This is a genomic window from Dactylosporangium roseum, from assembly GCF_025264685.1.
Lineage (GTDB): Bacteria > Actinomycetota > Actinomycetes > Mycobacteriales > Micromonosporaceae > Dactylosporangium > Dactylosporangium roseum.
Genome location: NZ_CP073721.1, coordinates 692,200 through 717,128, shown reverse-complemented (window position 1 = coordinate 717,128; position 24,929 = coordinate 692,200). Strand labels below are relative to the sequence as shown.

The window sequence follows — 24,929 nt, the reverse complement described above, 5'->3', positions numbered from 1 at the left end:
GCCGGGCCGCGGCGGGCCTCGGTCGTGAACCAGGAGCTACAGCGCCAGCTCCACGGCCTCGACCAGCGAGTGAGCGACCGGCAGCCCGGTGGCCTCGAGCAGCCTGGTGTCGGTGAAGCCGCCGGCATAGAGCACACACGAGGCGCCGACCGAGCTGGCCGCGTCGTCGTCGTCGACGGAGTCGCCGATGAGCACCACCTTCGCCGGGTCCAGCTCCAGGGCCGCCAGGTGCCGCTCGAGATACGTGGCCTTGCGGTGGCCGCCGACCGTGCCGGGAAGGCCGTCGACCCGGGCCAGGCGGGCGTTCAGCCCGTGGCGCTCCACCTCGACCAGCAGCTCGTCGTGGAAGAACATCGACAGCAACGACTGTGTGCCGGACCACCTGCCGATCGCCTCCAGGGCGTCCGGAGCGAGCCGCACGTGCTGCATGCCGAGCCGGTACGCGTCGTGGAAGGCGTCGTCGAGCAACTGGAACTCGACCTGGTCGACCGGCCGCTCGAGCACGTGCACGTAGTAGTCCAGGATCGGCCGGCGGAAGTCGCGCCGGTGGTCCTCGGCGGTGATCACCGGCCCGCCCACGGTCGCCAGGCAGACGTTGGTGGCGTCGACCACAAGCTTCAGATCGTCGAGGAGCGTGCCGTTCCAGTCCCAAACCAGGTGCTTCACCCGGGTGAGGATAGCCGGATGTCACGGAGCAGGCGGTCCTCTTCGACCCGCCAGTAGCCGTGCTCCTTGCCGTCGAGGAGCACCACCGGGATGCGGAAGCCGTACTCGTCCTCCAGCGCCTCGTCACCGGTGATGTCGACCTCGGCCCACTCTTCCCCGGTGGCGGCGGCGACCCGCGCCATCGCTTCCTTGGCCACGTCACACAGGTGACAGCCGGGCCGGGTCAACAGGGTGAGCCTCATCGCAGTGCCGCCTTCCGGATCTTGCCGGTCGCCGAGTGCGGCAACTCCGCCACGAACTCGACGGCCGTCGGGCATTTGAACCTTGCCAGGTTCCGCTCGCAGTGTGCGATGAGTTCCTCGGCGGTCACCTGCGAGCCGGGCCGGCGCACGACGATGGCCTTGACGGTCTGCCCGGTGTACGGATGCGGCACACCGACCGCGGCAGCCTCCAGCACGGCCTCGTGCGACTCCAGCACCATCTCGATCTCGTGCGGGTAGACGTTGAAGCCGCTGACCAGGATCAGGTCGCCGAGCCGGTCGACGATGAACAGGTCGCCGCCCTCGTCGGCGTAGGCGACGTCCCCGGTCGACCACCAGCCGTCAGCACCGGGTCCGCCGGCGGCGTCCGGCCAGTACCCCAGGAAGAGATTCCGTCCGCGGGCCACGATCTCGCCGGGGTCGGTGCGCACCTCGTCGTCCTCGTCGAGCAGCATCTCGGCGCCGTCGGCGTCCACGAGCTTGAGCTCGACGCCGGGGATCGCCCGACCGATGGATCCCGGTTTGCCGGTGGGACTCGCCAGGGTGCTCGTGAGCACCGGCGCGGCCTCCGTCAGCCCGTACCCCTGGTGCACAGGCTTCCCCGTCGCCTCGGCGAATCGCCGCTCGGCCGCCGGGTCCAACGGAGACGCGCCGCAGACCGCGAGGCGCACCCCGGCCCAGGCGCGGGTGAGCGGCTCGCCCATCAGCGACCAGGCGACGAACATCGGCGGCACGCCGACGACGCCGGTCACGCCGTGCCGGGTGATGGTGTCGAGCGCGTCGGCCGGATCGAAGCGCTCGACCAGCACACCGCACGCGCCGTGGTACGCCACCGCGCCGAGGCCGGAGTTCAGCCCGTACGCGTGGAAGAGCGGCACGGCCAGCAACAGCACGTCGTCGCCGGCGACCGGCGGCGGGTCGAGCTGCGCGAGCTGGGCGTGGTTGGCCAGCAGCGCGCGATGCGGCAGCATGGCGCCCTTCGGCGCGCCGCCGGTGCCGGAGGTGTAGAGCAGCACCGCCAGGTCCTCGCCGCGCCCGGACCGGTCCGGCCCGGGCGCGCCACTCCTGGTCTCCGCCGTGCCACCGGCGAGCAGTTCGGCGAGGTTCCGGCCCAGGGTGTACCGGTGGAAAGGGCCCTCGGCGCCCAGGGCTTCGGACACCGACTGCGTGGCGACGAGGACGGCGGCGCCGGAGTCGGCGAAGACGTGGGCCAGTTCCCGTGGGGTATAGGCGGGGTTGACCGGCACGGCGACGAGGCCGGCGCGCAGCACGCCGAAGAAGACGGCGGCGAACTCCGGCACGTTGGGCAGCGCGATCGCGACGCGGGGGCGTCCGTGCTGGTCAGCCGGCAGGTCGAGGGCGACCAGGTGGGTGGCTACGGCGTCGACCTGCCGGTCGAGTTCGGTCCAGGAGACGACCGTGTCATGCGACCGCAGGGCCGGCCGGTCGCCGTTCCCGGCGGCCGCGCGCCGGACCAGATCCGCGAAGTTGGAAACGTCCTGCACGGTCGCTGAGTCTGACACAGCCCGGAAGGGTGATGCGCGAGCGTCTGAGAGTTCACCCGTCACCAATCACCCTGTCCCGTGGCATGGTGCCCTAACGCAGTCGTGCGGAGCGCCAGACCGGCGACACGCCGACTGAGTAACGGTCCACTCGTTCGTGTGCAATGCGCGCGTCGCACCCAAGCAATAGCGAGGCGATTACGACCCGTTTCGCCGTTTTCTCGGCGTGTCGTACGGCGTGTCGCCGGGACGTGACGGACAGCATGTGCGCCGGTCGCACACCGATCCGTGGAAAGAATTGTGCCTCCACGCCAGGAGGCGACCACACGCGGGTGACGCCAGACCTATCATCACCCAAGTCGACTCACCCCATTTGTTGCGAGTTGATACCCCTCACCCCGAGGAGGCCGAAGTGCCCGTGATCGCGCCGAATAAGCCTACTGGTCTGGCTTACGAAGCATGAGCGGTTACCAGCACGTGTTCAGCGCCGAGCACGCACTCGCCGATGGGCTGTCGATGCTGCGGGACTCGATGCACGACATGTTCACCACGGTGATCCGAGGCGAAGGCGGCAGCGTCCCACGCACCCGCGGGCGCCCACACACCAACGAGGCTCCGGCCCGCCCGGGTCCGGCCTCGAACGCCAGACCCAACGGTGGGCTGAACGGCAGACCTGCCGGTGGCGCCGGTGCGGGCCTGCTGGGCGAGGACACGGTGCCGCTCCCGACCGCCGTGCTCGCCGGCACGGACACGCTCACCGATACCGGGCCGAGCGAGCCGGCACCGCCACCGCCGCGGCCCGACCGCGGCGACCCAGCGTCGGAGGTGTGGGCGCTCATCGAGCGGGCCCAGGCCGGCGACGGGCAGGCATTCGGTCTCCTCTACGACCGGTACTTCGACACGGTCTTCCGCTTCGTGTACTTCCGGGTGGGCAACCGGCAGCTCGCCGAGGACCTCACGGCCGACACGTTCCTGCGCGCGTTGAAGCGCATCGGCAGCTTCACCTGGCAGGGCCGTGACCTCGGCGCCTGGCTGGTCACCATCGCGCGCAACCTGGTCGCCGACCACTTCAAGTCCGGGCGGTACCGGCTCGAGGTCACCACGGGTGACGTCCTCGACGCGGACCGGCCCGACCGGGGCCCCGAGGGCAGCCCGGAGGCGGCGGTCATCGACCACATCACCAACGTGGACCTGCTCAAGGCCGTCAAACAGCTCAACCCCGAGCAGCAGGAGTGCATCGTGCTGCGGTTCCTGCACGGGTTCTCCGTCGCGGAGACCGCGCAGGCCATGAGCAAGAACGAGGGAGCGATCAAAGCGTTGCAGTACCGTGCGGTGCGCGCGCTCGCACGGCTTCTGCCCGACGGATTCCAACCGTGACCCCTGTCACCTCTGGTCACAGTGCCGCCCGCGGCGCCGTAACCAGCCTCCGCCCTGCACCGTTGGTCCTGGTGCGACCGTCGGCATGGCGCACGGCGGACGCGGTGGCCCACCATCCCGCTGCCCTGCCGCGCCTGAGTGACGCGATCAGCGAAGGGGGGTGCCTCAGGTGATTGGCTCCGTCTTCCATCGTCGGCGAGCTGAGCGGTTCGCTCAGCTCCTGGACGAGGCTGCGGGGGCCCGACGGCACCGTACGAGGTCAACGTTCGACGATTCCCTGGCCGACCTGGTGTCGGTCGGCCAGCGACTTTCCGAGATGCCGGTCAAGGTCGAGGCTCAGCAGGAGTTCCGCGACGGTCTGCGGGCCATGCTGCTGGCCACTGCCGAACGGGAAGGGATCGGGGTCACCGCCGAGGACCCGGAACCCGAGACCGCCCGGCGTTCGGGCATCCGTTCGCTGCGCCGGCCCGCAGGCAGCCGCCCCGCGGTCAGCCGCCGTACCCGCACCCGCGGTGCCATCGTCGTCGGCCTGGCCGCCGGCACGCTGGCCCTGTCGGGCATGTCGGCAGCCAGCGGCGACGCGATCCCCGGTGACGCTCTGTACACCGTCAAGCGCTCCACCGAGAAGGCCCAGCTCGCGCTGGCCGGCTCGGACATCAGCCGTGGGCAGTTGTACCTCGAGTTCGCCCGCACCCGCCTCGACGAGGCCCATGCGGTCAAGGACCCGAACGGCCTGACCTCGGTGCTCGACGACATGGACAACGAGACACTGGAAGGCGTCCGGTTGCTGACCACCACGGCCACCGCCCGCAAGGAGGCCGCGGCACTCGACGCCATCGAGTCGTTCGCCGGCGCCCAGCGGACCGTGGCCGAGAAGCTGCTCACGTCGAGCAGCGGCGACGCCCGGACCCGGGTGACCCAGTCGGTCACGCTGCTCGAGGAGATCGACCGCCGGTCCAAGGCACTGCGCCCGCTGCTCAAGTGCGGCTCGAATGCCACGTCGGCGGCCGACAAGCTCGGCCCGGTGCCGAACAGTTCGGCGTGCAAGCCGGGCGGGCAGAAGAACAACGTCCAGCCGCCCGGCGGACCGCAGCCGAGCAACGCGGGCCACAACGGCACCACGGGCGAGCGGCCGACGCCGACGGTCAGCAACGGCGTGGTCGTCGACAGCTCCCCCACCGAGTCGACGTCCGCCTCGCCCGGTCCGCAGCCGTCACCGGCGCCGTCGAAGTCCCCGAAGGGCCTGCTCGACTGGCTGTTCGGCTGACCTTGTTCGGCTGAGGGCGGTTTCCAGAACACGACAGGGCCCGGTGTACGACACCGGGCCCTGTCAGCGTTCAGGGCCGGTACCGTTGGTCAGTTGGATGAGACCGTCGAGGACAGACGAGGGGGCAGACGCATGCCGATCCGACCTTCGGCGTTACGGCGCAAACGGCCGCCGGGCCGGGTCGTGGCGTCTGCGGCCGGCTGGGCGGCGGCCGAGGTGGAGGCTGCGCTCGAGGTTCCGGCCGACCCGGCCGCCGCGGCCTTCTTCGACGTCGACAACACGATGATGCAGGGCGCGTCGATCTACTACTTCGCCCGCGGTCTCGCCAAGCGGAAGTACTTCACGAGCGCCGATCTGCTGCGCTTCGCGTACCAGCAGGCGCGCTTCCGGCTGCTGGCGTCGGAGCACGCCGGCACGGTCTCCAACGCCAAGTCCGCCGCACTGGCCTTCATCGCCGGATGGCGGGTCGAGGACATGGAGCGGCTCTGCGAGGAGATCTTCGACGAGCTGATGGCCGACCGGATCTGGGCGGGCACGCTGGCGCTGGCCCAGCTACACCTCGACGCCGGTCAGCGGGTCTGGCTGGTCACCGCCGCACCGGTCGAGCTGGGCCGGATCATCGCCGCGCGGCTCGGCCTGACCGGAGCGATCGGCACCGTGGCGGAGGTCGAGGACGGCGTCTACACCGGTCGGCTGGTCGGCGACCTCATGCACGGTCCCGAGAAGGCGTCCGCGATCCGGACGCTCGCGCTGGCCGAGGGCCTGGACCTGGCACGCTGCGCGGCGTACAGCGACTCGGTGAACGACACTCCGATGCTGTCAACGGTGGGATATGCGGTGGCGGTGAACCCGGATCCGGCGCTGCGCCGCGAGGCCCGCAAGCGGGGCTGGGAGATCCGCGACTTCCGCACCGGCCGCAAGGCGGCGAAGATCGCGATCCCGACGGCCCTCGCCACCGGCGTCGTGATCGGCGGCTTCGCAACGGCGACCGCAATGCGCAAGCGCCGCCGCCGCACCCCGACCCAACCCACGCCGGAGACCGCGCCGCAGGCCTGACCGGCCGCCGGTTGACGGGGGCGTGAGCCCCGACGAAGACAGCAGGGATCAGGCGGAGAACGCGTCCGGGCGGCGGTCGAGCAGCTTGTAGAGCGTCTGCTGGATCGTCTCGCGCACCTGGTCGGAGAGGTTGAAGACCACCATCGGGTCGTCGGCCGAGTCAGCGTACCCCGCAGTGGGGATGGGCTCGCCGAACTCGATCAGCCACTTGCTCGGCAGCGGGATCAGCCCCAGCGGGCCGAGCCACGGGAACGTGGGCGTCACCGGGAAGTACGGTGCGCCGAGCAGCCGGGCGAGCGGGCGGATGTCGGCGAGGAGCGGGTAGATCTCCTCGGCGCCGATGATCGACACCGGCACGATCGGCGTGCCGGTGCGCAGCGCGGCGGAGACGAAACCGCCGCGGCCGAAGCGCTGGAGCTTGTACCGCTCGGCGAAGGGCTTGCCGACGCCCTTGAAGCCCTCCGGGAACACGCCGACGAGCTCACCCTCCGACAGCAGCCGCTCGGCGTCGGGGTTGCACGCCAGCGTGGCGCCGGACTTGCGCGCCACCTCCGACACGACCGGCATGCGGAAGACCAGGTCGGCGCCGAGCAGGCGGAGGTAGCGCCGGGCGGGCGTCTCGTCGTGGACGGCCACCGAGAGCATCATCGCGTCGAGCGCGAGCGTGCCGGAGTGGTTGGCGACGACGAGCGCGGCGCCCTCCTTCGGCAGGTTTTCCACGCCGGAGACCTCGGTGCGGAACCACTGCTTGTACAGCGGGCGCAGCGCCGGCAGGAAGACGCTGTCGGTGAGGTGGCGGTCGAAGCCGAAGCCGTCGATCTCGTAGTCGCCGGTGAGGCGCTCGCGAAGGAAGGCCAGCGCCCCGGCGACCCGGTCGTCCCACACGTCAGGAAGACCAGGGTCAGTCATGCGTCCTCCGCTCCGCTCCGGTCATTCGCCACTCTCCAACGCGGCGCGGGCCGCACGGGTCCGGCGGAATCCTTCGAGCAGTGCCTGCTCGACCGAGCGAATCGTATCCGCGGGCAGCAGCTCACCGTCGCGGCGGCTCTGCACGAACTCGGCGAACGCCTCCGCAGTGGTACGCGGGGTGAAGCCGAACTCGCGGATCAGGCGCGTGGTGTCGACCACCCGGCCGTGGACGAACAGGTCGACCTGGTCGAGCGACACTCCGGCTCGACCGATGCCGGCCAGCGCGTTGAGCCCCGGCTCCAGCACAGGGACCGTCACCCGGCCGGCCCGCCGGACCGCCTGCGACAGGGTCAGTGTGCCGCCCCCGGCCACGTTGAAGGTGCCCGGATGCGCCTCGACGACCGAGCGGTGCAGGACCTCGAACGCGTCCTCGACGTGCAGGAACTGCAACCGGGGGTCGCGCCCGAACACGGTCGGCACGAACGGCTGGGCGAAGTAGCGTGTCAGCCGGGTGTCGACGGTCGAGCCGATGAACGGCGCGAACCGCAGCACGGTGGCCTCGACGTCGGGACGGCGCCGGCGGAAGCCCCGCACGTAGCCCTCGATGTCGAGCACGTCCTTGGCGAAGCCACCGCGCGGGATCTCCCGCGGCTCGGTGTCCTCCATGAAGATCGCGGGGTCGCGGAACGACGCACCGTAGGCAGCCGTGGACGAGCGGACGACCAGCTTCCGCAGCATGGTCGCCTGCTGGCAGGCGGCCAGGAGCTGCATCGTGCCGATGACGTTGAGCTCCTTCATCGCCGCTCGGCCGCCCTGCTGATCCGCCGCGGTGGCGACGGCGAGGTGCGCCACCGCCTCGACCCGGGCGCCGACCATCACCCTCAGCACCCCGGGGGTCCTGAGGTCGACCTGATGGACGTCGACGTCGACCAGCACCTCGGCGAGCTCGCCGGACGGTGTTGCGGCGTCGATGCCGATGACCCGCTCGATGCGCGGATCGGCGGCGAGCCGGGCGGCCAGGCGCGCGCCGAGGTAGCGGCCCACCCCGGTCACCAGAACAACCCGTGGTGCTGGCGGCGTGGTCACGCGACTCCGTTCCAAGCGGACCGTCCCCGGACGACACCCGCGCTCAGCGTGGGCCTGGGGCCGGGGCGGACCGCCGAGGCGCTACTACTTGCCGAGACGACGACGCTGGACGCGGGTCTTGCGCAGCAGCTTCCGGTGCTTCTTCTTGGCCATACGCTTGCGGCGCTTCTTGACCACCGAGCCCATACGGGTATCTCCTCGATACAGCGGAACGCGTGCCATTGCTGGCACGCCAAAGACATGGTTAGCGGCTCCAGGGTAGCCGCACCGCTGCTTGATCGGAAAACGACCCCGCTATGCCGTCTCACGGAACGCTTCGCGCAGGTATTGGTCGACCGCGTGCTCGGGCACCCGGAACGACCGACCGACGCGGACCGCGGTGAGATCACCGGCGTGCACCAGGCGGTAGACGGTCATCTTGGAGACCCTCATCAGGGTTGCCACCTCGGCGACGGTCAGGAACCTGACTTCTCCCAGCCGGCCTTCGGTGGTATGTGGATTACTCGACATCGCAACCTCCGACCAGCGCTCGCCGTATACCCACCATCAGCGTGTTATCAGTACGGTAACGGTACTGCTGTGACTTGCGCCCCGGCTTCGTCGGAATCTTTCCTCGCAACATCAACTCGGGCGGGTCGCCACGCCGTCACTCGGTGCGCAGGGCCACGACGGGATCGAGCCGACCGGCCCGCTGTGCGGGTACCACTCCGAAGATGATCCCGACGGCGGCCGACACCCCGAAGGCCAGCGCCAACGACCACCAGGTGATCGCGGCCGGCACCGGCGACAGAGCGGCGACCACCAGGGCAGCCACGACGCCGAGTGCCATCCCGGCAGATCCGCCCAGTGTGGTCAGCAGCACGGCCTCCAGCAGGAACTGCACGCCGATGTCCCGCGGCCGGGCACCCACGGCCTTGCGCAGCCCGATCTCCTTGGTCCGCTCACGGACCGACACGAGCATGATGTTGGACACCCCGACCCCGCCGACCAGCAGCGAGATGCCGGCGATCGCGGCGAGCACGCCGGTCAGCACGCCGAGGATGTCACCGAGCACACCGAGGATCTGCTCCTGGGTGACCGCGCTGAACTCGGTGCCCGGGTGGCGGCGGCTCAGCTCGGCGATGATCCGGGCGCTCAGCTCGTCGATCTCGTCGCGGTTCGGAGCCTTGATCGCGATGCCGTCGACCCGGTTGGTGCCGAGCAGGCGCTGTGCGGTCGTGATCGGTACGTGCACCTCGTTGTCCCGGTCGATGCCGAGGCTCTGGCCGAGCTGCGCGAAGACGCCGATCACCCGGAACCGCACGCCCGCGATGGTGACCTGCTGGCCGACCGCGTCCCGGTCACCGAAGAGCGCGTGGGCGACGCTCCAGCCGAGCACGGCGACGCGTCGCTGGGTGTCGACGTCGGAGCGGCTGAGGTACGTGCCGCGGGCGAGGCTCCGCACGAAGACCTGCGGCGTCGTCTCGATGACCCCGTTGATCGTCGCGAACGTGTCGACGTTGCCGGCGGCGACCGTCTCACCCGACGCCACGCTCACCGCCACCCGGTTGCGGTCGCCGACGATCTTCGACACGGCGTCGACGTCGGACAGGTCCATCCGCGAGACCGACGGCGCCGAGCCGATGTTGACCTGCCCCGGCACGACGATGAGCAGGTTCGAGCCGAGTCCCTCCACCTGCTGTTCGATCTTGCGTTTGGTACCCGTGCCGATGGCCACGAGCACGACGACCGCCGCGACCCCGATGATCACCCCGAGCATGGTCAGCATGCTGCGCAGCCGGTTCGCCCGCAGGGCGTCGACGGCCACCCGCCAAGCCTCGGCCAGCCTCACGCGCCCTCCGCTCCGCTCCGGCCGCGCTCACACGCACCGCACTTATGGTGAGCGGCCCCTCCGCTCCGCTCCGGACCGCTCACGCGACGATCTCCCCGTCGCGCATGACGATCTGCCGGTCGGCGCGCTCCGCGACCTCCCGGTCGTGGGTGACGATCACCAGCGCCACTCCCTGTTCCCGGTTCAGTGCCTCCAGCAGGGCGAGCACAGCCTGACCGTTCTTCGTGTCCAGGTTGCCGGTCGGCTCGTCGGCCAGGAGCACCTGCGGATCGGTGACCAGGGCCCGGGCGATCGCCACGCGCTGCTGCTCGCCGCCGGAGAGCTGGTTGGGCCGGTGGTCGAGCCGGTGGCCGAGCCCGACGCGCTCCAGCATGGCGATCGCCCGGCGCCGCCGCTCGACCGCCCGCATTCCGCGGTAGACGAGCGGCAGTGCCACGTTCTCCACCGCACTGGTACGGGCGAGCAGATGGAACGACTGGAAGACGAACCCGATCGTCTCGTTGCGCAGCCGGGCGAGGTCCTCGGGACCGAGCCCGGCGACGTCCCGACCGCCGATGAGCAGCTTGCCCTCGGTCGGCCGGTCGAGACCGCCGAGCAGATGCATGAGGGTCGACTTGCCGGAGCCGGACGGCCCGATGATCGCCACGTAGTCGCCGGCCTCGACGGTGAAGCTGACCCCCTTTAGGGCCGGCACGGTGATCCCGTCAAGCGGGTAGTCCCGCCGCACCCGCTCGGCGACGAGGGCGGCGGTCATCGTCGCAGGTCCATGCCCTGCTTGACCTTGTCCGTGCCGCGGACGACCAGCCGGTCGCCGTCCGCCACACCGGTCAGAACCTGGACCCGGTCCTGGCCCGAGACGCCGATGCTGACCGGCGTCTGGACCGCCTTGCCGGCGCGCACCAGCCACACCACGTCGTTGCCGCCGACGTTGAACACGGCCGCCGCCGGCACGGTCACCGCGTCGCGGATCGAGCGGACCTCCAGGTGGGCGACGGCGTTCATGCCCGGGCGCGGAGTCGGCGCCGGCCGGCCGTCGGCGTAGCGTCCGGCGCCCAGCTTGAGCCGCGAGCGGTACGAGACGCCACCGCGCGCCGACGCGGTGGGCAACACGTCGGCCGAGGTCACCGTGGCCTCGTAGGTGGCGCCGGGCGCCGCGTCGAGCTCGACCCGCGCGGCGACGCCGGGCTGGACCAGCAGCACGTCGGTCTCGTCGACCTCGGCCATCAGGCCCAGCTCGGACACGTCGACGACGGTGAGGATCGCGGTGCCGGCGGCGACCCTGCCGCCGACCGGCACCGCCGGGTCGACGCCCGGGCCGGACTGCTGCGGCACGTCCACGGTGGCGCCCGCCGCGCCCGCCCCGGCGGCACCGAGCAGGTCGGTGATCGACGGCGCGCTGGCCGCCGAGGTGCCGCCCGGTTGCACGACGCCGGCGACCGGTGCGCGCAGGGTCAGTGCGTCGACCGTGGACCTCGCCAGGTCGTACGCGGCCTGCGCCTGGGCCCGCTGTGCCGCGGTGAGCGCGGACATCGCCCGGTCGACGCTCGCCAGGCCGCGCTGGACCGCCGTGATGAGCGCCCGGGCCGACGCCGCCGCCTCCTGGTACGTGCGCTCGGCGAGGTCGATCTGGTGCAGGAGCGCTGCCCTTACCGTCTGATCGGCGATCCGTTGTGCGGCGCCACGCGCGTCGGCGAACGCCTTCGCCGCCGCGTCGTCGGTCTTCTTCTGTGTCGCCGAGAGGTTCCTGATCCCACCCCCTCCCCCGCGCGCGCCCTTGAGTGCGTCGAGCGCCTCACCGGCGGCCGTGAGCCGCTGCTGCGCGGACGGCGAGTCGATCACGGCGAGCACCTGGCCGGCGGTCACGGTGTCACCCGGCTTGACCGACAGCGACACGAGCGTGCCGTCGGCGGCCGCGGTGAGGGTCGCGGCGGCCCGGGCGGTGACGGTGGCCGGCGCGTCGACGACCTCGATCACGTCGGCGCGCCCGGCGTTGCCCAGGCCGATGTCGTTGTTCTCGCCGTCGCAGGAGGCAGCCGTCAGCGAGACGAGGCTGAAAAGGGCCACGGAGACGACCAGCGACACTCGCGGGGGGACGCGATACACGCACGCCATTCTATGTCCGGGCTTTGACGTTCCTCACGCAGTCGTTGGCGACGTCGTCCCAGCTCACGCCGAGCGCCTTCGGCGCGGCGTCGGCGAGGGGCACGCCCTGCCGGGTGGTGAGGTCGAAGAAGTCGAGCATCTTCTCCTCGTCGAACCGGTCGGCGAGGCGCTGCACGGACAGGTAGGCGATGCCGTACCGCCCGCTCACGTCGCTCGCGCTCGCCCCCTCCGGGGGGTCGTCCATCGCGATCTCGTTCTTCCAGTGTCCACTGCGGACGAACGCCCGCACGTCCGACATCTGGCTGAACGGCTTGCCGTCGCCCTTCACCCGCACGTATTCGGCGAGACCCTCGACGAACCACCAGGTCTTGTCGTAGGCGCGGTTGACACCCGCCAGCGTCACCACGTGGGTGAACTCGTGACGCAGCACGTCGAGCGTCTCCTTGGCGTCGACGCGGGCGGCGTTCAGGACGATCTCGGTCGCGTCCGGAGTGAGCGGCAGTGCGAAGCCCGCAACCCAGTTCTCCTGCTTGATGCCGTACCACGACGACCACTCGTCGGGGCCGGCGAGATACACGACGTAGCGCGACGGCGGCCGGCCCCACCTGGCGTAGCGGTCGGTCAGCGCGGCGGCCTTCTCGGCGCTGGCGAGCATCGACGGGAGACGGGAGGCGTACCTCGGGGTCGTCGACAGCACCACCCGCTGACCGATCGCGGTCCGCAGCTCGCTGACCTCCCACGGGCGCGGGCCGAGGTCGTCGGAGACGCCGAACTCGAGCAGCGTGACGGTCTTGCCGGAGACGTTCCACCGGGTGGCGGTCCGGAAGTTCATCGGGTCGCAGGTCTCGACCACGAAGCAGTACCGCACGTGGACCTTGGCGGTCGCGGTGCCGTCGCCGACGACCTTGACCTTGTCGACGACGGTCGGTTCCCAGACCTTGACCCGCATCTGGCGCAGCGAACCGAACCGCCGGGCGAACTCGTCGCGGAGCTTGGTGGCGGTCTGGTCGACCGGGGCGAGGAAGGCGGCCTGGTCGCCGCCGAGCAGGGCCGCGCCCTGGTCGGACAGGGCACGGCGGACCTTGCCGTCCACGGTCGTGGGCGGCGCGCCCTTGGTCTCGCCCGACACGCCCTTCGGGCCGCCGTCGGACTCGCCGACCGGCCGGTCGCCGGACGTGCCGAGGCCCTGCCCGCTCAGCGTCGCGGTGCGGTCCTGGCGGGCGGTCTCGAAGGCGATCGCGCCCGCCGGCGCCATCAGCAGCACGGCCAGGGCCACGAGCAGCGCGACCCGGAGGACGTTGACCCGCTTCGGCGGGGCCGGCGGCTGCTGGTAGTAGTAGACGGGCAGCGGCGGGCGGTAGAACTCCGCCGGCCTCGGGTGGGGCAACGGCGGCCGGGTCGTTCCCCGCGCGAGCCCGGTCGGGTCCGGCCGTTCCCCATTCATCACTGCCGGACCGTACGCGACCCGGTCAAGCAGCCGCGTCGCCCGTATGGACGAGATGCGGCATTAGGACCGGTCGCTAGCCCTTGGACCGCAGGGCCCGGGCCAGGAAGCCGACGTTTGCCGGCCGTTCGGCCAGCCGCCGCATCATGTAGGCGTACCACTGGGTGCCGTAGGGCAGGTAGATCCGGACGGTGTATCCCAGCTCGGCGAGGCGGCGCTGCTCGTCGGGGCGGACGCCGTACAACATCTGGAACTCGAACTCGTCGGCCGAGCGGTCGAACCACTTCGCGCGGTCCTCGCCGATGGCCACCAGGCGGGGGTCGTGCGTGGCGAGCATCGGGTAGCCGGAGCCGGACATGAGCACGTTGAGGCAGCGCACGTAGGACTTGTCGACGTCGAGGCGGCTCTGGTAGGCCACCGACTCGGGCTCCTTGTACGCCCCCTTGCACAGCCGGACCCGGGAACCGCTGACCGCCAGCTCCCGGCAGTCGGCCTCGGTGCGGCGCAGGTACGACTGGACGACCGCGCCGGTCGTCGGGAAGTCCTCCCGCAGCCGGGCCAGCACCTCCAGCGTCGAGTCGGTGGTGGTGTGGTCCTCGGCGTCGAGGGTGACCGTGGTGCCGGCCTCGGTGGCCTTGGCGCAGATCGCGCGGGCGTGCTCGTAGGCGACCTTCTCGTCGAAGACCTGGCCGAGCGCGGAGAGCTTGAGGCTGACCTCGGCCGCGGGGGTCAGCTCGGCGGCGTGCAGCGCGTCGAGCAGCTTGAGGTACTCGTCGCGGGTCGCCTCGGCCTGTTGCGGGTTGGTGGTGTCCTCACCGAGGTAGTCGATCGTCACCGCCAGTCCGCCGGCGGCGAGCTCGCGGGTGCGGGCCAGCGCGTCGTCCACGTGCTCGCCGGCGATGAACCGGCGCACGATGTCGCGGCTGATCGGAGCGGATTCGACAAGCCGCTCGACTCTGTTTGAGCGGGCGGCGGCGAGGATGACCGATCTGAGCATGTGCCGAGCGTAGACAGATCGTGCCGAGTCCGGTGACGCGTGGTCGCCAGTGTGGCATTTCTTGACTACCTTGGTCGGGTGGACTTCGACGCGTATGCGCGGACCGCTGTCGACATCGTCAACGCGCCGCTCGAAAGCATGCAAGACCTCGCCGCACTGTTCGGCGACGTCAGTTGGCAGATCGCCGAGGCGACGGAGCGCGACCTGATCGCCCTCCGGCGCGCCCGCAAGCGGCTCCGGGAGGTGTTCGAGCACGGCTCGGCCGGCCGCGACGGGGCCGCGGTCGCGGAGCTCAACGCACTGCTCGAGGCCTATCCGATGCAACCGCGGATCTCCGGGCACGACACCCACGACTGGCACATGCACGTGACCGGCCGGGGCTCCTCGGTGAGCTCCGAGCTGCTGGCCGGGGCCGCCTGGGGCCTGGCGGTGTGGCTGTGCGAGCACGGCAGCGCCCGGTTCGGCGTCTGCGCGGACGAGCGCTGCGGCAACGTGTACCTCGACACCTCGTCGAACTGCTGTCGCCGGTTCTGTTCCGAGCGGTGCGCGACCCGTTCCCACGTCGCCGCGCACCGGGCGCGCAAGCGGGCCGCCGAGACCGGCGCCGCGCCCGCGCAGGCCCAGGTCACCGCGGATGACACCGACCAGGCGGTCATGACCGCGTAGGTCGCCGAGCGGACTCGACCCGGCCGAGATCGGCCGGTCGGGTTCGAGAACCCGAAACCGCCTCCGAGGCCGGGCACTTCGGCATATCTTGCGTCATGTGGTTCGCTTCACCGCGCGTCCGACAAGTCGGATCCGCGGGCTTGGGCGATGCGGGGCCGCTCATTTTGTTGACGGCTCTTGACACCGGGTAGGTCACCGGATCACAACGCCCTACGAAGGAGAAACAGCACCATGGCCCAGGGAACCGTGAAGTGGTTCAACGCTGAGAAGGGCTTCGGCTTCATCAGCGTCGACGGCGGCAACGACGTCTTCGTCCACTTCTCCGCCATCGTCTCGGAAGGCTACCGCAGCCTCGAGGAGAACCAGCGGGTCGAGTTCGAGATCAAGCAGGGCCCGAAGGGTCCTCAGGCCGAGTCCGTCCGCAAGATCTGACCACCGACTTACCGCCCCCCGGCGCGACCGAACGCGCCGGGGGCAGGTCTCTGCGTCTTCGGCCAGGGGCGAACGGCCCCCGGGCCGGACTTCGGCACGCCGCGGCGCCACGGGGATCAGGCCGCGCCGAGGTCCTCGGAGGATCGGGGATCCGGCGGCGCCGGGCTGGTTCAGGCGACCGGGGACGGCGTTGCCAGGTGCTGACGGGCGAACCGCAGCGCCTCGGCCAGGTCGGCCTCGCGGTCGGCGCGGCTGCGGGCCTTCCGGGTGCCCACCTCCACCGCCACCGAGCCGGTGAAGCCGCGCCCGTCCAGCGACGCCAGGATCTCCGCGCAGGGCTGGGTCCCCCGTCCGGGCACGAGGTGCTCGTCGCGGCCCTTGCCCGTGCCGTCGCCCAGGTGGACGTGGGCCAGGTTGCCGCGCATCGTGTCGGCCAGCGCGATCGCATCGGTCCGCGACGCGGCACAGTGCGACAGGTCGAGCGTGTAGGCGTCGAACCCGATCAGCGTCGGATCCCAGCCCGGCGCATACGGCACGAACTCGCGGCCCACGCCGCGCAGCGGGAACATGTTCTCCACCGCGAACCGGATGCCCGGGAACTGCCGGCCCAGCTTGAGCAGGCCGGACTGGAAGGTCCGCGCGTAGTCGCGCTGCCAGGCGAAGGGCGGGTGGACGACCACGGTCGGCGCGCCGAGCGCGTCGGCGAGCTCGGCGGCGCGGCGCAGCCGCTCCCAGGGGTCCGGGCTCCACACCCGCTGGGTGACCATCAGGCAGGGCGCGTGCACGGAGCCGACACGCACGCCGTAGTGCTTCGACAGTCCGAGGAGCGCCCCCGCGTCCTGGCTCACCGCGTCGGACCAGACCATCACCTCTACTCCGTCGTATCCGACCGAGGCGGCCATCTCAAAACCTGCGGCGGTCGGCTCGGGGAAGACGGAGGAGGTGGACAACAGGACCGGAACTTGACGACTCACAACACCAGGCTAGCCCTCGCCCGGTAGCGTCTCCTGTCGATCAACTCGACTCCAGGACCTCCAGGCGGCGAAGAATCACCCCTTCGCGCAAAGCCCAGGGGCAGACCTCGACCTCTTCGATGCCCAGGCTGCGCATGGTGACCTCGGCCACCACGGCACCGGCGAGAATCTGATGCGCCCGCCCGGGGCTCACGCCGTCGATCTCGGCCAGCGCCGCCGACGGCATCCGACGGATGAACGACAGCACCTGGTGCAGGCCGACCCGGGTCAGCTTCCTGGGCACCCGCAGCCCGGCGCTCGCCGGCGCCGCCCCGGCGAGACGGGCCAGCGTGCGAAACGTCTTCGAGGTCGCGACCGGCCGGTCCCAGCCGCTGTCGACCAGCTTCTTCACCGGCTTGGCGACCTCGGCCTCGACGTGTTCGCACAGGGCGCCGACCGCCGCCGCCGAGGGCGGGTCACCGTCGAGCCGCTCCCGGGTCAGGCGACCCACGCCGAGCGGCACGGACAGCGCCACGTCGGGCTCCTCGTCGATGCCGGCCGCCAACTCCAGCGAACCGCCGCCGATGTCCATCACCAGCAGCCTGCCCGCGGACCAGCCGAACCAGCGCCGTACCGCCAGAAAGGTCATGATCGCCTCGGCCTCGCCCGAGAGGACCCGCAGGTCGACGCCCGTCTCCTCGCGGACCCGTTTGAGGACGCGGGCCGAGTTCTTCGCGTCGCGCACGGCGGAGGTGGCGAAGGCGAGCAGGTCGTCGGTTTTCAGCGCCGCGGCGGCGTCACGTGCCTGGGCGACCGCCGCGACGAGGCTGTCGGCACCCGCCTTGCTGAGCTCACCGTCCTTGCCGATCCGCTCGGCGAGGCGCAGTTCGGCCTTTTGCGAGTGGGCGGGCCACGGGTGAGCACCGTGGTGCGCGTCGACAAGGAGGAGATGGACCGTGTTGGAGCCGACGTCGAGGACACCGAGGCGCATCGCCTCACCGTAGTCGCGTCATGCTTCGGCGGGGCGAAACAGACGGCGTACGCTTCGTCGAATGGAGATACAGGTCGAGGTCGAAGACCCGGACGACCCGCGCCACCCCGAGGTCGACCTCGACTTCCCGCGTGAGTGGCTGGAGTTCGCCGACCCGGATGACGCCGACCACCTCATCCGTGCCGACATGACATGGCTGCTGTCCAATTGGACATGTGTCTACGGCACCGGCTGCCACGGCATCGTCGAGGGCCGGCCGGAGCAGGGTTGCTGCTCGCACGGCGCCTTCTTCACCGACGACGACGACAAGAAGCGCGTGCGCGCGGCGGCGAAGCGGCTCTCGCCGGAGCACTGGCAGCACTACCGCAAGGGGTTCAAGAACTACACCGAGACGGACACCATCGACGGTGAGAACCCCGCGCTGCGCACGGCCACCCGCCCCGGCGCCGGCTGCGTCTTCCAGAACGACCCCGACTTCCCCGGCGGTGGCGGCTGCGCCCTGCACGGCCAGGCGCTGCGCGACGGCGTGCACCCGCTGGAATACAAGCCGGACGTGTGCTGGCAGTTGCCGGTCCGCCGCGACCAGGACTGGCGCAAGCGCCCCGACGGCACCAAGGTGCTGGTCTCGACGCTGGGCGAGTTCGACCGGCGCGGCTGGGGCGAGGGTGGCCACGACCTGCACTGGTGGTGCACGTCCTCCCCGGAGGCCCACGTCGGCGCGCTGCGGCTCTACCAGGAGTACGAGCCGGAGCTGACGGCCCTGATCGGCAAGGCGGCCTACGCCAAGCTCGCCGAACTGTGCGCGGCCCGCGTCGAGCAGGGCATGATCGCCCCTCACCCGGCCACGGTGGCGGCCCGCGAACTCATCCCGATCCGCCCCGTCTGACGGGTCAGTCGTCCTCCTCGTGCTCGGTGGGCTGCTGGCGCCGGGCCCTGGCGAGCAGCGAAGAGCCGACCGCCAGCAGTGACAGGCCGATGAAGATGCTCGGCAGGGACTCGGACCAGGTGGCCGCGCCGACCGCGGTCCACGCCGAACTGGCCGCCAGCATCACGCCGACCAGCATCAAGAACATCCCGGCCGGGCCGGTGTTGAACGTGCGCACCAATCGCAACGGTACGGTCAGGGTGGTGTCCGGTGTGCGACAACCGGCGAACCCACCGCCCGGATAGGTTCATGCGGTGAACGAAGAGATCTTTCCCGGGGTGCAGCTCGGCGAAGGCACTGTTGTCGAGCCCGGGGCCCGGATCGGCGTACCGCCGCGGGGGGCGCGGCCGGGCGAGTTCCCGACCGTCATCGGGGCCAACAGTTGTATCCGATCGGGCACGGTGATCTACGCGGGTGCGGTGATCGGCGAGCGGTTCCAGTCCGGACACGGCGCCATGATCCGGGAGAACAACATCATCGGGGACGGTTGTTCGGTCGGTACGAACGCCGTGCTCGAGCCCGGCAACCGGATCGGCGACGGCAGCCGCGTCCACTCGCACTGCTTCCTGGAGAACGTGACCCTCGGCCGGCGGGTGTTCCTCGGCCCCGGGGTCGTGTTCACCGACGACCCGCACCCGCCCTGCCCGCGATACGACGAGTGCGTCGGCGGCGCCACCGTCGACGACGACGCGTCCATCGGCGGCAACGCGACCGTCCTGCCCGGGGTCCGGATCGGCGCCCGCGCACTGGTCGGCGCCGGCTCGGTGGTCACCCGTGACGTGCCGCCCGACACCGTGGTCGCCGGCAGCCCGGCCCGCGAGAAGCGCAAGATCGACGAGCTGGTGTGCGCGCCGGGGCACTTCGCCAAGCCGTACGAATGGCGCGCGGCACTCGACTCCTGAATCCTCAAGTCGGCCCGATCGAGGCCGAACCTGTGGGCGTGACCAGTCTGCCCGCGATCAACACCCTGGTCGACGTGGTCCTGATGGATGGCGAGGCCTATCGGTCCCGCGTCGAGGACGCGACCGACAAGCGCCTGACCGTGGCCGCGCCCTTCGGCGTGAACGGTGCCGACCTGCCGAAGGTCGGCACGTCGCTGGAGCTGGCCTGGGTCGCGGGCGACCGGCGGCACGCGGTGGACGTGCGGCTGACGGGACTGAGCAAGGAGCAGCCGCCGCGCTGGTCGCTGGAGGCGATCGGCAGCATCCGGCTGCAGACCCGCCGAAACTACGTCCGCGGCGGCGGCGGTGGGCCGGTCGAGGTGACGATAGGTGGCACCGCGTACGCGGGCCGGGTCATCGACCTGTCCGAGGGCGGAATCCGCTGCCGGATGCTGGAGGACAAGTTCGACCGGGACGACCGGGTCGAGCTGCGGATCGCCCTGGAGGACCAGACGATCCCGCTGAACGGCACGGTGCTGTTCGTCCGCCGGGACTACGAGAACGGGACGTACGACGTGATCATCACGTATGAGACGACCGAACTCGTCGGCCGGGCGATCCGGGGCCACGTGCTGCGCCGCGAGATGGAGGAGCGCCGCCGCAGTCGCGAGTCGGTCGCCAACGCCGGCTGACCCCACCCCTTCCTTTCGCGTCGATCTTGCAGTTATGGTGCCGACAAACACGGACAAATAGGGAGCGTCGCGGCACCATAACTGCAAGATCGACGCCTAAGGGCTGAGGGGAGGAGGGGGTTACGGCTCGAATTTGTAGCCCAGGCCGCGCACCGTGACGATGTACCGGGGGGCGGACGGTTCGGGCTCGATCTTCGACCGCAGGCGCTTCACATGGACGTCGAGGGTCTTGGTGTCGCCGACGTAGTCCGCGCCCCACACCCGGTCGATCAACTGGCCCCGGGTGAGGACCCGGCCGGCGTTGCGCAGCAGCAGCTCGAGCAGCTCGAACTCCTTGAGCGGCAACTGCACCGTGCCGCCGGCGACGGTGACGACGTGCCGGTCGACGTCCATGCGGACCGGGCCGGCCGAGAGCGTCGGCGGCGCGAGGTCACCGACGGCGTCGACCTGGCGCCGCAGCACCGCGCGGATGCGGGCGACCAGCTCGCGCGGCGAGTACGGCTTGGTGACGTAGTCGTCAGCGCCGATCTCCAGCCCGACCACCTTGTCGATCTCGCTGTCCCGCGCCGTGATCATGATGATCGGCACGTTGGACTTCTGCCGCATCTGCCGGCACACCTCGGTGCCGGACAGCTCGGGGAGCATCAGGTCGAGCAGGACGATGTCCGCGCCGGTGCGGTCGAACTCGGTCAGGGCCTCGGTGCCGGTCGCCGCGACGGAGACCTCAAAACCCTCGCGACGCAGCATGTACGACAGCGGGTCGGAAATCGACTCTTCGTCCTCGACCACGAGTACGCGCGCCAACGTGCTGTCCTTTCGTAGCTGCCGGGGAACCGCACTACGCTGCGAACCGCGGGATTGCTGTCGCATAACGATCATGGGGCCCCTCCGATCTCAACTGACGGCGGTAGCGCCAACGTGCCCTCCGGCGGACGCGACGGCAGCCGCAAGGTGAACGTCGAGCCAACACCGACGGTGCTGGTCACCGTGACCCAGCCGCCGTGGTTGGTGGAGATGTGCTTGACGATCGCCAGGCCGAGGCCGGTGCCGCCGGTAGCCCGGGAGCGCGCCCGGTCGGCGCGGTAGAACCGCTCGAAGATCCGGTCCAGGTCGCGCGGCTCGATGCCGATGCCCTGGTCGGCGACCGCGATCTCGACGAACCCGTCCTCGCTCGCCGACGTGGTGACGGTGACCCGGGTCGACTCCGGCGAGTAGGCGATCGCGTTTTCCACGAGGTTGACCACGGCCGTGACCAACTGGTTTTCGTTGCCGTAGACGGTCAGGCCCCGGACACCCTCGAAGATCACCTCGATCTCCTTGGCAGAGGCCGGGGTCTTGGTGCGGTCGAGCACCTCGGCCGTGATCTTGTCGACGTCGACCGGCTCCAACTCGGGCAGCGGCTCCGCGCCCTGCAGCCGGGACAGTTCCAGCAGCTCGGAGACGAGCCGGCCGAGCCGCGACGACTCGTGCTTGATCCGCTCCGCGAACCGGATGGCGGCGGCGGGGTCCTTGTCGGTGGCGTCCAGGAGGGCCTCGGCGAGCAGTTGGAGCGCGCCGACCGGGGTCTTCAGCTCGTGACTGACGTTGGCGACGAAGTCGCGCCGCACGCGGGCGACCCGGTGGGCCTCGGTGACGTCGGTGGCCTCGATCGCGACCCGGCCGCCGTCGAGCGCGACGGCGCGCACGTTGACACCCAGCGGATCGCCATGGGTGATCCGGGGCAGGTCGAGCTCGACGACCCGGGTGACCCCGCTGCGCCGCACCTGACCGGCGAGTGTCCGCACGATCGTGTGCGCCTCGTCGACGGTCGAACCGGCGCGTTGCCGCACGAGGCCCATCTCGCGGACCGCCGCGTTGGCGAGCACCGGGCGGTCGTCCTCGTCCAGCACGAGCACCCCGACCAGCAACGCGTCGAGGATCTCGGTCATCGCCGGACCCTCGGCTTTCGCCTGCTGCCGGAACTTCCACTCCACGGCTCGATGGTAGGAGGTCGCTCACCCGACCGACGGCACGCGAAGGCACGAAACGGGCTCACGTCGTCCAGTGTTCACCCCCTCGCGGGGTGAAGTTCACGTCCGGCGCGGGGGCGGAACCATACCGTGAGGTCCGACACGATGGGAGCACCATGCGCGACGAATACCGTGCGGATCTTGTGCAGGTCAACCGGCTGCTGGTGTGGATGGCCGACGCCGTCCGCAGCGCCATGAACCGGGCCACCGGCGCCCTTCTGAACGCCGACCAGACCGACGCGGAAGAGGTCATCGCCCGCGACGCCGAGGTCAACGCCCTCTACCGGCTCGTCGAGGACAAGGTGTACGACCTGTGCGCCCGCCAGGCGCCCGTGGCGTCCGACCTGCGTGTGGTGCTGACCGCGCTGCACCTGGCGGCCGACCTGGAGCGGATGGGCGACCTCGCCGAGCACGTGGCCAAGACCGCCCTGCGCCGCCACCCCAACGTCGCCGTGCCGGCCCCACTGGTCGAGACGTTCGAGCGGATGGGCTCGGTCGCCGACCGGATCGCCGGCAAGATCTCCCGGGCGATCTCCACCTCCGACGTGGTGGCCGCCGGCCAACTGGACCGTGACGACGACGCGATGGACCGCCTGCACACCAGCCTCTTCGGCATCATGTTCGGCCCGGGCTGGACCGAGGGCACCGAGGCGGCGGTCGACTCGGCACTGCTGGGCCGCTACTACGAGCGGTACGCCGACCACGCGGTCAACGCCGGGCGGCACGTGGTGTTCCTGGTGACCGGCGAAGCGCTGGACGCCAAGGACGCCAAACCGGCCGAGTGAGGCCACGACACGACGAAGCGGGAGGGACCGGCGCCCCGCCCGCTTCGCACGGGGTCAGCGGCCCTGGTTCGCCACCGCGGCGGCAGCCTCGGCCGCGGCCTCCGGGTCGAGGTAGGTCCCGCCCGGCGTGATCGGCTTGAGCGACGCGTCCAGGTCGTACCGCAGCGGGATGCCCGTCGGGATGTTGAGCTTGGCGATCGCCTCGTCGGAGATGCCGTCGAGGTGCTTCACGAGCGCACGCAGCGAGTTGCCGTGCGCCGCCACCAGCACCGTCCTGCCGGCGAGCAACTGGGGGACGATCTGGTCGTACCAGTACGGCAGCATGCGCCGCACGACGTCCTTCAGGCACTCGGTGCGCGGCAGCAGCTCCGGCGGCAGGGTCGCATACCGCGGGTCGCCGGACTGCGACCACTCGTCGTCGTCGGCGATCGGCGGCGGGGGCACGTCGTAGGAGCGGCGCCAGAGCATGAACTGCTCCTCGCCGAACTCCTCCAGCGTCTGCTTCTTGTTCTTGCCCTGCAATGCGCCGTAGTGCCGCTCGTTGAGCCGCCAATTGCGCTGGACCGGGATCCAGTGCCGGTCGGCGGCGTGCAGGGCGATCTCGCTGGTACGGATGGCACGGCGCAGCACTGACGTGTGCACCACATCCGGCAGGAGACCGGACGCGCGGATCAGCTCGCCGCCCCGCCGGGCCTCGGCCTCTCCTTTGGCGCTGAGGTCCACGTCGACCCAGCCGGTGAACAGGTTCTTGGCGTTCCACTCGCTCTCACCGTGCCGCAAGAGCACCAGTGTCCCGACTTCGCTCATGAAACCATCCTCCCGCACTTAACCCTTCGACAGCACAGTGGCCCGGATGTAAGGATGCGAGACCGTGGCGGGCATTACGGGGCAGCAGCGCTTACCGGGTCAGTTCTGGGTGCTGTGGGTGGCCACCCTGGTCAACCGCGCCGGCAGCTTCGTGATCATCTTCCTCACGATCTACCTGACCAGAGAGCGTGGCTTCAGTGAGTCCGCCGCCGGCCTCGTGATCGGGTTGTACGGCGTGGGCGGCGCGATCGGCGTCACGGCCGGCGGCCAGCTCGCCGACCGCTGGGGCCGCCGGCCGACCGCACTGCTCGGCCTTTTCTCGGCGTCGGCCCTGATGGTCGCGCTGGGCCTGGCGCAGGACCGGATCGCCATCATGGTCGCGGCCGCCGCGCTGGGCCTGGCCGCCGAGTCCGCCCGGCCGGCGCTCGGCGCGATGATGACCGACATCGTGCCCGAGGCCGACCGGATGCGCGCGTTCAACATCTACTACTGGGCGATCAACCTCGGCTTCGCGATCGCCGCGGTCCTGGCGGGCTTGGCGACGCGGGCCGGCTATCTCACGCTGTTCCTCGTCGACGCGGTGACCACCGCCGCGGCGGCGCTGCTCATCGCGGTGAAGGTCCGCGAGACCCGGCCCGAGGTGGTCGAGCACGAGCATCAGGCCGGAAGCCTGCGAACCGTGCTCCGGGACCGGGTGTTCCTCGGGTTCGTCGCCTGCAACCTGCTGCTGGCCCTGGTCCTTCTTCAGCACATGTCGATGTTGCCGCTGGCGATGCTCGACGACGGCCTGTCGAGCAGCACGTTCGGAGTGGTCATCGCACTCAACGGCGTCATGATCGTCACCGGGCAACTCGGCCTGACCCGGTTGCTGGCCCGGCGCCGCCCCGCCCTCGTGCTGCCGGTGTCCTCGATGGTGGTCGGGCTGGGTTTCGGGCTCACCGCGTTTGCGCACACCCCGGTCTGGTACGGCGCGACGGTGCTGATCTGGACGGCCGGCGAGATGCTCAACGCCCCCTCGAACGCGACCCTGCTCGCCGGCCTCTCCCCCGCCGCGATGCGCGGCCGCTACCAGGGCGCCTTCTCCCTCTCCTGGCAGATGGCGTCGTTCCTGGCGCCCACCCTCGGCGGCGCGGTGCGCGACCACGCCGGCAACACCACGCTGTGGCTCGGCTGCCTCGGGCTGGGCGTGGTCGGCGGCGTGTGGGGACTGCTCGCCGCGCCGGCGCGCGAACGGCGGGTGGCCGCGCTGGCCGCCGCCCGGCGCGAAGCCGCGCCGGCTAAGATCTAAAT

At 70.9% G+C, this 24,929-nt stretch carries 25 protein-coding genes and 4 pseudogenes; 11 read left to right on the top strand and 18 right to left on the bottom strand.

Annotated features, from left to right (window positions below):
• Nucleotides 1-36: 36 nt before the first annotated feature.
• From Drose_RS03265 to Drose_RS03255, 3 genes are read right to left on the bottom strand one after another with little or no spacing between them, the layout of a single operon-like run.
• Nucleotides 37-666: an HAD family hydrolase gene (locus Drose_RS03265; RefSeq protein ID WP_260726673.1), complete on the bottom strand. Its 630-nt coding sequence runs from the start codon at nt 664-666 to the stop codon at nt 37-39.
• A complete protein-coding gene (locus tag Drose_RS03260; protein WP_260726672.1) occupies nt 663-908 on the bottom strand; it encodes a glutaredoxin family protein in 246 nt (81 codons plus the stop codon). Before Drose_RS03260 ends, Drose_RS03265 begins: the two co-directional genes overlap by 4 nt.
• Nucleotides 905-2,431, bottom strand: a complete 1,527-nt coding sequence (locus tag Drose_RS03255) for an AMP-binding protein (protein ID WP_260726671.1) — start codon at nt 2,429-2,431, stop codon at nt 905-907. The genes Drose_RS03260 and Drose_RS03255 overlap by 4 nt, the downstream gene beginning before the upstream one ends.
• A 513-nt stretch (nt 2,432-2,944) precedes the next feature.
• Between Drose_RS03255 and Drose_RS03250 the strand changes: the two genes are divergently transcribed.
• From Drose_RS03250 to Drose_RS03240, 3 genes and pseudogenes are all read left to right on the top strand, one after another.
• Nucleotides 2,945-3,805 carry a sigma-70 family RNA polymerase sigma factor gene (locus Drose_RS03250; RefSeq protein ID WP_390891414.1) on the top strand — a complete coding sequence of 287 codons (861 nt, stop codon included), beginning with the start codon at nt 2,945-2,947 and terminating at the stop codon, nt 3,803-3,805.
• Nucleotides 3,806-3,974: 169 nt separating this feature from the next.
• Nucleotides 3,975-4,841: pseudogene (locus Drose_RS03245) on the top strand (DUF5667 domain-containing protein); the annotation flags it as partial.
• A gap of 363 nt (nt 4,842-5,204) precedes the next feature.
• A complete protein-coding gene (locus tag Drose_RS03240) occupies nt 5,205-6,128 on the top strand; it encodes an HAD family hydrolase (RefSeq protein WP_343868864.1) in 924 nt (307 codons plus the stop codon).
• Between the two features lie 48 nt (nt 6,129-6,176).
• On the opposite strand, the gene Drose_RS03235 is transcribed toward Drose_RS03240, so the two are convergent.
• The 9 genes and pseudogenes from Drose_RS03235 to Drose_RS03195 all read right to left on the bottom strand — a co-directional run bounded on the left by Drose_RS03235 (nt 6,177) and on the right by Drose_RS03195 (nt 14,498).
• Nucleotides 6,177-7,037 (bottom strand): lysophospholipid acyltransferase family protein, encoded by an 861-nt coding sequence (locus tag Drose_RS03235; protein ID WP_260726670.1) that lies wholly within the window; start codon nt 7,035-7,037, stop codon nt 6,177-6,179.
• 21 nt (nt 7,038-7,058) lie between these two features.
• Nucleotides 7,059-8,123: an NAD-dependent epimerase/dehydratase family protein gene (locus tag Drose_RS03230; protein ID WP_260726669.1), complete on the bottom strand. Its 1,065-nt coding sequence runs from the start codon at nt 8,121-8,123 to the stop codon at nt 7,059-7,061.
• A gap of 84 nt (nt 8,124-8,207) precedes the next feature.
• Complete coding sequence (locus tag Drose_RS03225; RefSeq protein WP_007465623.1) at nt 8,208-8,309, bottom strand: 30S ribosomal protein bS22; 102 nt, start codon at nt 8,307-8,309, stop codon at nt 8,208-8,210.
• A gap of 108 nt (nt 8,310-8,417) precedes the next feature.
• A complete protein-coding gene (locus Drose_RS03220) occupies nt 8,418-8,633 on the bottom strand; it encodes a helix-turn-helix domain-containing protein (RefSeq protein ID WP_259867406.1) in 216 nt (71 codons plus the stop codon).
• 136 nt (nt 8,634-8,769) lie between these two features.
• Nucleotides 8,770-9,954, bottom strand: coding sequence for an ABC transporter permease (locus Drose_RS03215; protein WP_260726668.1), 1,185 nt, complete (start codon nt 9,952-9,954; stop codon nt 8,770-8,772).
• 82 nt (nt 9,955-10,036) lie between these two features.
• Nucleotides 10,037-10,708, bottom strand: a pseudogene (locus tag Drose_RS03210) (ABC transporter ATP-binding protein); the annotation flags it as partial.
• Nucleotides 10,705-12,066 carry an efflux RND transporter periplasmic adaptor subunit gene (locus Drose_RS03205; protein WP_260726667.1) on the bottom strand — a complete coding sequence of 454 codons (1,362 nt, stop codon included), beginning with the start codon at nt 12,064-12,066 and terminating at the stop codon, nt 10,705-10,707. The gene Drose_RS03205 and the pseudogene Drose_RS03210, both read right to left, overlap by 4 nt.
• A gap of 1 nt (nt 12,067) precedes the next feature.
• The gene (locus Drose_RS03200; protein ID WP_260729596.1) at nt 12,068-13,501 is read right to left on the bottom strand and encodes a basic secretory protein-like protein; all 1,434 of its coding nucleotides are present in this window, start codon (nt 13,499-13,501) and stop codon (nt 12,068-12,070) included.
• 76 nt (nt 13,502-13,577) lie between these two features.
• Complete coding sequence (locus Drose_RS03195; RefSeq protein ID WP_260726666.1) at nt 13,578-14,498, bottom strand: proline dehydrogenase family protein; 921 nt, start codon at nt 14,496-14,498, stop codon at nt 13,578-13,580.
• Nucleotides 14,499-14,576: 78 nt separating this feature from the next.
• Between Drose_RS03195 and Drose_RS03190 the strand changes: the two genes are divergently transcribed.
• Both Drose_RS03190 and Drose_RS03185 read left to right on the top strand, forming a co-directional pair.
• Complete coding sequence (locus Drose_RS03190) at nt 14,577-15,164, top strand: CGNR zinc finger domain-containing protein (protein WP_260726665.1); 588 nt, start codon at nt 14,577-14,579, stop codon at nt 15,162-15,164.
• Nucleotides 15,165-15,395: 231 nt separating this feature from the next.
• The gene (locus Drose_RS03185) at nt 15,396-15,596 is read left to right on the top strand and encodes a cold-shock protein (protein WP_260726664.1); all 201 of its coding nucleotides are present in this window, start codon (nt 15,396-15,398) and stop codon (nt 15,594-15,596) included.
• Between the two features lie 170 nt (nt 15,597-15,766).
• Here Drose_RS03185 and Drose_RS03180 read toward each other — a convergent pair whose 3' ends face one another.
• On the bottom strand, nt 15,767-16,570 hold the full coding sequence (locus Drose_RS03180) for a sugar phosphate isomerase/epimerase family protein (protein WP_260726663.1): 804 nt from the start codon (nt 16,568-16,570) through the stop codon (nt 15,767-15,769).
• Nucleotides 16,571-16,610: 40 nt separating this feature from the next.
• Nucleotides 16,611-17,540 (bottom strand): Ppx/GppA phosphatase family protein, encoded by a 930-nt coding sequence (locus Drose_RS03175; protein ID WP_260726662.1) that lies wholly within the window; start codon nt 17,538-17,540, stop codon nt 16,611-16,613.
• Nucleotides 17,541-17,601: 61 nt separating this feature from the next.
• Between Drose_RS03175 and Drose_RS03170 the strand changes: the two genes are divergently transcribed.
• Nucleotides 17,602-18,426, top strand: coding sequence for a hypothetical protein (locus tag Drose_RS03170; RefSeq protein ID WP_260726661.1), 825 nt, complete (start codon nt 17,602-17,604; stop codon nt 18,424-18,426).
• A gap of 4 nt (nt 18,427-18,430) precedes the next feature.
• Here the strand turns inward: Drose_RS03170 and Drose_RS03165 are convergent, their stop codons facing one another.
• Nucleotides 18,431-18,643, bottom strand: coding sequence for a hypothetical protein (locus Drose_RS03165; protein WP_260726660.1), 213 nt, complete (start codon nt 18,641-18,643; stop codon nt 18,431-18,433).
• 277 nt (nt 18,644-18,920) lie between these two features.
• On the opposite strand from Drose_RS03165, the pseudogene Drose_RS38975 reads away from it, so the two are divergent.
• From Drose_RS38975 to Drose_RS03155, 3 genes and pseudogenes are all read left to right on the top strand, one after another.
• Nucleotides 18,921-18,983, top strand: a pseudogene (locus Drose_RS38975) (hypothetical protein); the annotation flags it as partial.
• A 180-nt stretch (nt 18,984-19,163) separates the two neighbouring features.
• A pseudogene (locus Drose_RS38970) lies at nt 19,164-19,277 on the top strand (hypothetical protein); the annotation flags it as partial.
• A gap of 128 nt (nt 19,278-19,405) precedes the next feature.
• Complete coding sequence (locus Drose_RS03155) at nt 19,406-20,038, top strand: PilZ domain-containing protein (protein ID WP_260726658.1); 633 nt, start codon at nt 19,406-19,408, stop codon at nt 20,036-20,038.
• 120 nt (nt 20,039-20,158) lie between these two features.
• Here the strand turns inward: Drose_RS03155 and Drose_RS03150 are convergent, their stop codons facing one another.
• Nucleotides 20,159-20,842, bottom strand: a complete 684-nt coding sequence (locus Drose_RS03150) for a response regulator transcription factor (RefSeq protein ID WP_260726657.1) — start codon at nt 20,840-20,842, stop codon at nt 20,159-20,161.
• 71 nt (nt 20,843-20,913) lie between these two features.
• Nucleotides 20,914-21,966: a sensor histidine kinase gene (locus tag Drose_RS03145; protein ID WP_260729595.1), complete on the bottom strand. Its 1,053-nt coding sequence runs from the start codon at nt 21,964-21,966 to the stop codon at nt 20,914-20,916.
• 197 nt (nt 21,967-22,163) lie between these two features.
• Between Drose_RS03145 and phoU the strand changes: the two genes are divergently transcribed.
• Nucleotides 22,164-22,832, top strand: coding sequence for a phosphate signaling complex protein PhoU (phoU, locus tag Drose_RS03140; RefSeq protein ID WP_260726656.1), 669 nt, complete (start codon nt 22,164-22,166; stop codon nt 22,830-22,832).
• A 54-nt stretch (nt 22,833-22,886) separates the two neighbouring features.
• On the opposite strand, the gene Drose_RS03135 is transcribed toward phoU, so the two are convergent.
• Nucleotides 22,887-23,639 (bottom strand): phosphoglyceromutase, encoded by a 753-nt coding sequence (locus tag Drose_RS03135; protein ID WP_260726655.1) that lies wholly within the window; start codon nt 23,637-23,639, stop codon nt 22,887-22,889.
• 64 nt (nt 23,640-23,703) lie between these two features.
• Here Drose_RS03135 and Drose_RS03130 point away from each other — a divergent pair, with 64 nt between their 5' ends.
• Nucleotides 23,704-24,927 carry an MDR family MFS transporter gene (locus tag Drose_RS03130; protein ID WP_260726654.1) on the top strand — a complete coding sequence of 408 codons (1,224 nt, stop codon included), beginning with the start codon at nt 23,704-23,706 and terminating at the stop codon, nt 24,925-24,927.
• Nucleotides 24,928-24,929 lie beyond the last annotated feature (2 nt).

Excerpts from the sequence above, each read along its gene's own strand:
- Drose_RS03175 (WP_260726662.1), bottom strand. The coding sequence starts at position 17,540 with ATGCGCCTCGGTGTCCTCGACGTCGGCTCCAACACGGTCCATCTCCTC.
- Drose_RS03170 (WP_260726661.1), top strand. The coding sequence starts at position 17,602 with ATGGAGATACAGGTCGAGGTCGAAGACCCGGACGACCCGCGCCACCCC.
- Drose_RS03200 (WP_260729596.1), bottom strand. The coding sequence starts at position 13,501 with ATGAATGGGGAACGGCCGGACCCGACCGGGCTCGCGCGGGGAACGACC.
- Drose_RS03240 (WP_343868864.1), top strand. The coding sequence starts at position 5,205 with ATGCCGATCCGACCTTCGGCGTTACGGCGCAAACGGCCGCCGGGCCGG.
- Drose_RS03195 (WP_260726666.1), bottom strand. The coding sequence starts at position 14,498 with ATGCTCAGATCGGTCATCCTCGCCGCCGCCCGCTCAAACAGAGTCGAG.
- Drose_RS03135 (WP_260726655.1), bottom strand. The coding sequence starts at position 23,639 with ATGAGCGAAGTCGGGACACTGGTGCTCTTGCGGCACGGTGAGAGCGAG.
- Drose_RS03205 (WP_260726667.1), bottom strand. The coding sequence starts at position 12,066 with ATGGCGTGCGTGTATCGCGTCCCCCCGCGAGTGTCGCTGGTCGTCTCC.
- phoU (WP_260726656.1), top strand. The coding sequence starts at position 22,164 with ATGCGCGACGAATACCGTGCGGATCTTGTGCAGGTCAACCGGCTGCTG.
- Drose_RS03235 (WP_260726670.1), bottom strand. The coding sequence starts at position 7,037 with ATGACTGACCCTGGTCTTCCTGACGTGTGGGACGACCGGGTCGCCGGG.
- Drose_RS03250 (WP_390891414.1), top strand. The coding sequence starts at position 2,945 with ATGCTGCGGGACTCGATGCACGACATGTTCACCACGGTGATCCGAGGC.
- Drose_RS03225 (WP_007465623.1), bottom strand. The coding sequence starts at position 8,309 with ATGGGCTCGGTGGTCAAGAAGCGCCGCAAGCGTATGGCCAAGAAGAAG.
- Drose_RS03185 (WP_260726664.1), top strand. The coding sequence starts at position 15,396 with ATGGCCCAGGGAACCGTGAAGTGGTTCAACGCTGAGAAGGGCTTCGGC.
- Drose_RS03145 (WP_260729595.1), bottom strand. The coding sequence starts at position 21,966 with ATGACCGAGATCCTCGACGCGTTGCTGGTCGGGGTGCTCGTGCTGGAC.
- Drose_RS03220 (WP_259867406.1), bottom strand. The coding sequence starts at position 8,633 with ATGTCGAGTAATCCACATACCACCGAAGGCCGGCTGGGAGAAGTCAGG.
- Drose_RS03260 (WP_260726672.1), bottom strand. The coding sequence starts at position 908 with ATGAGGCTCACCCTGTTGACCCGGCCCGGCTGTCACCTGTGTGACGTG.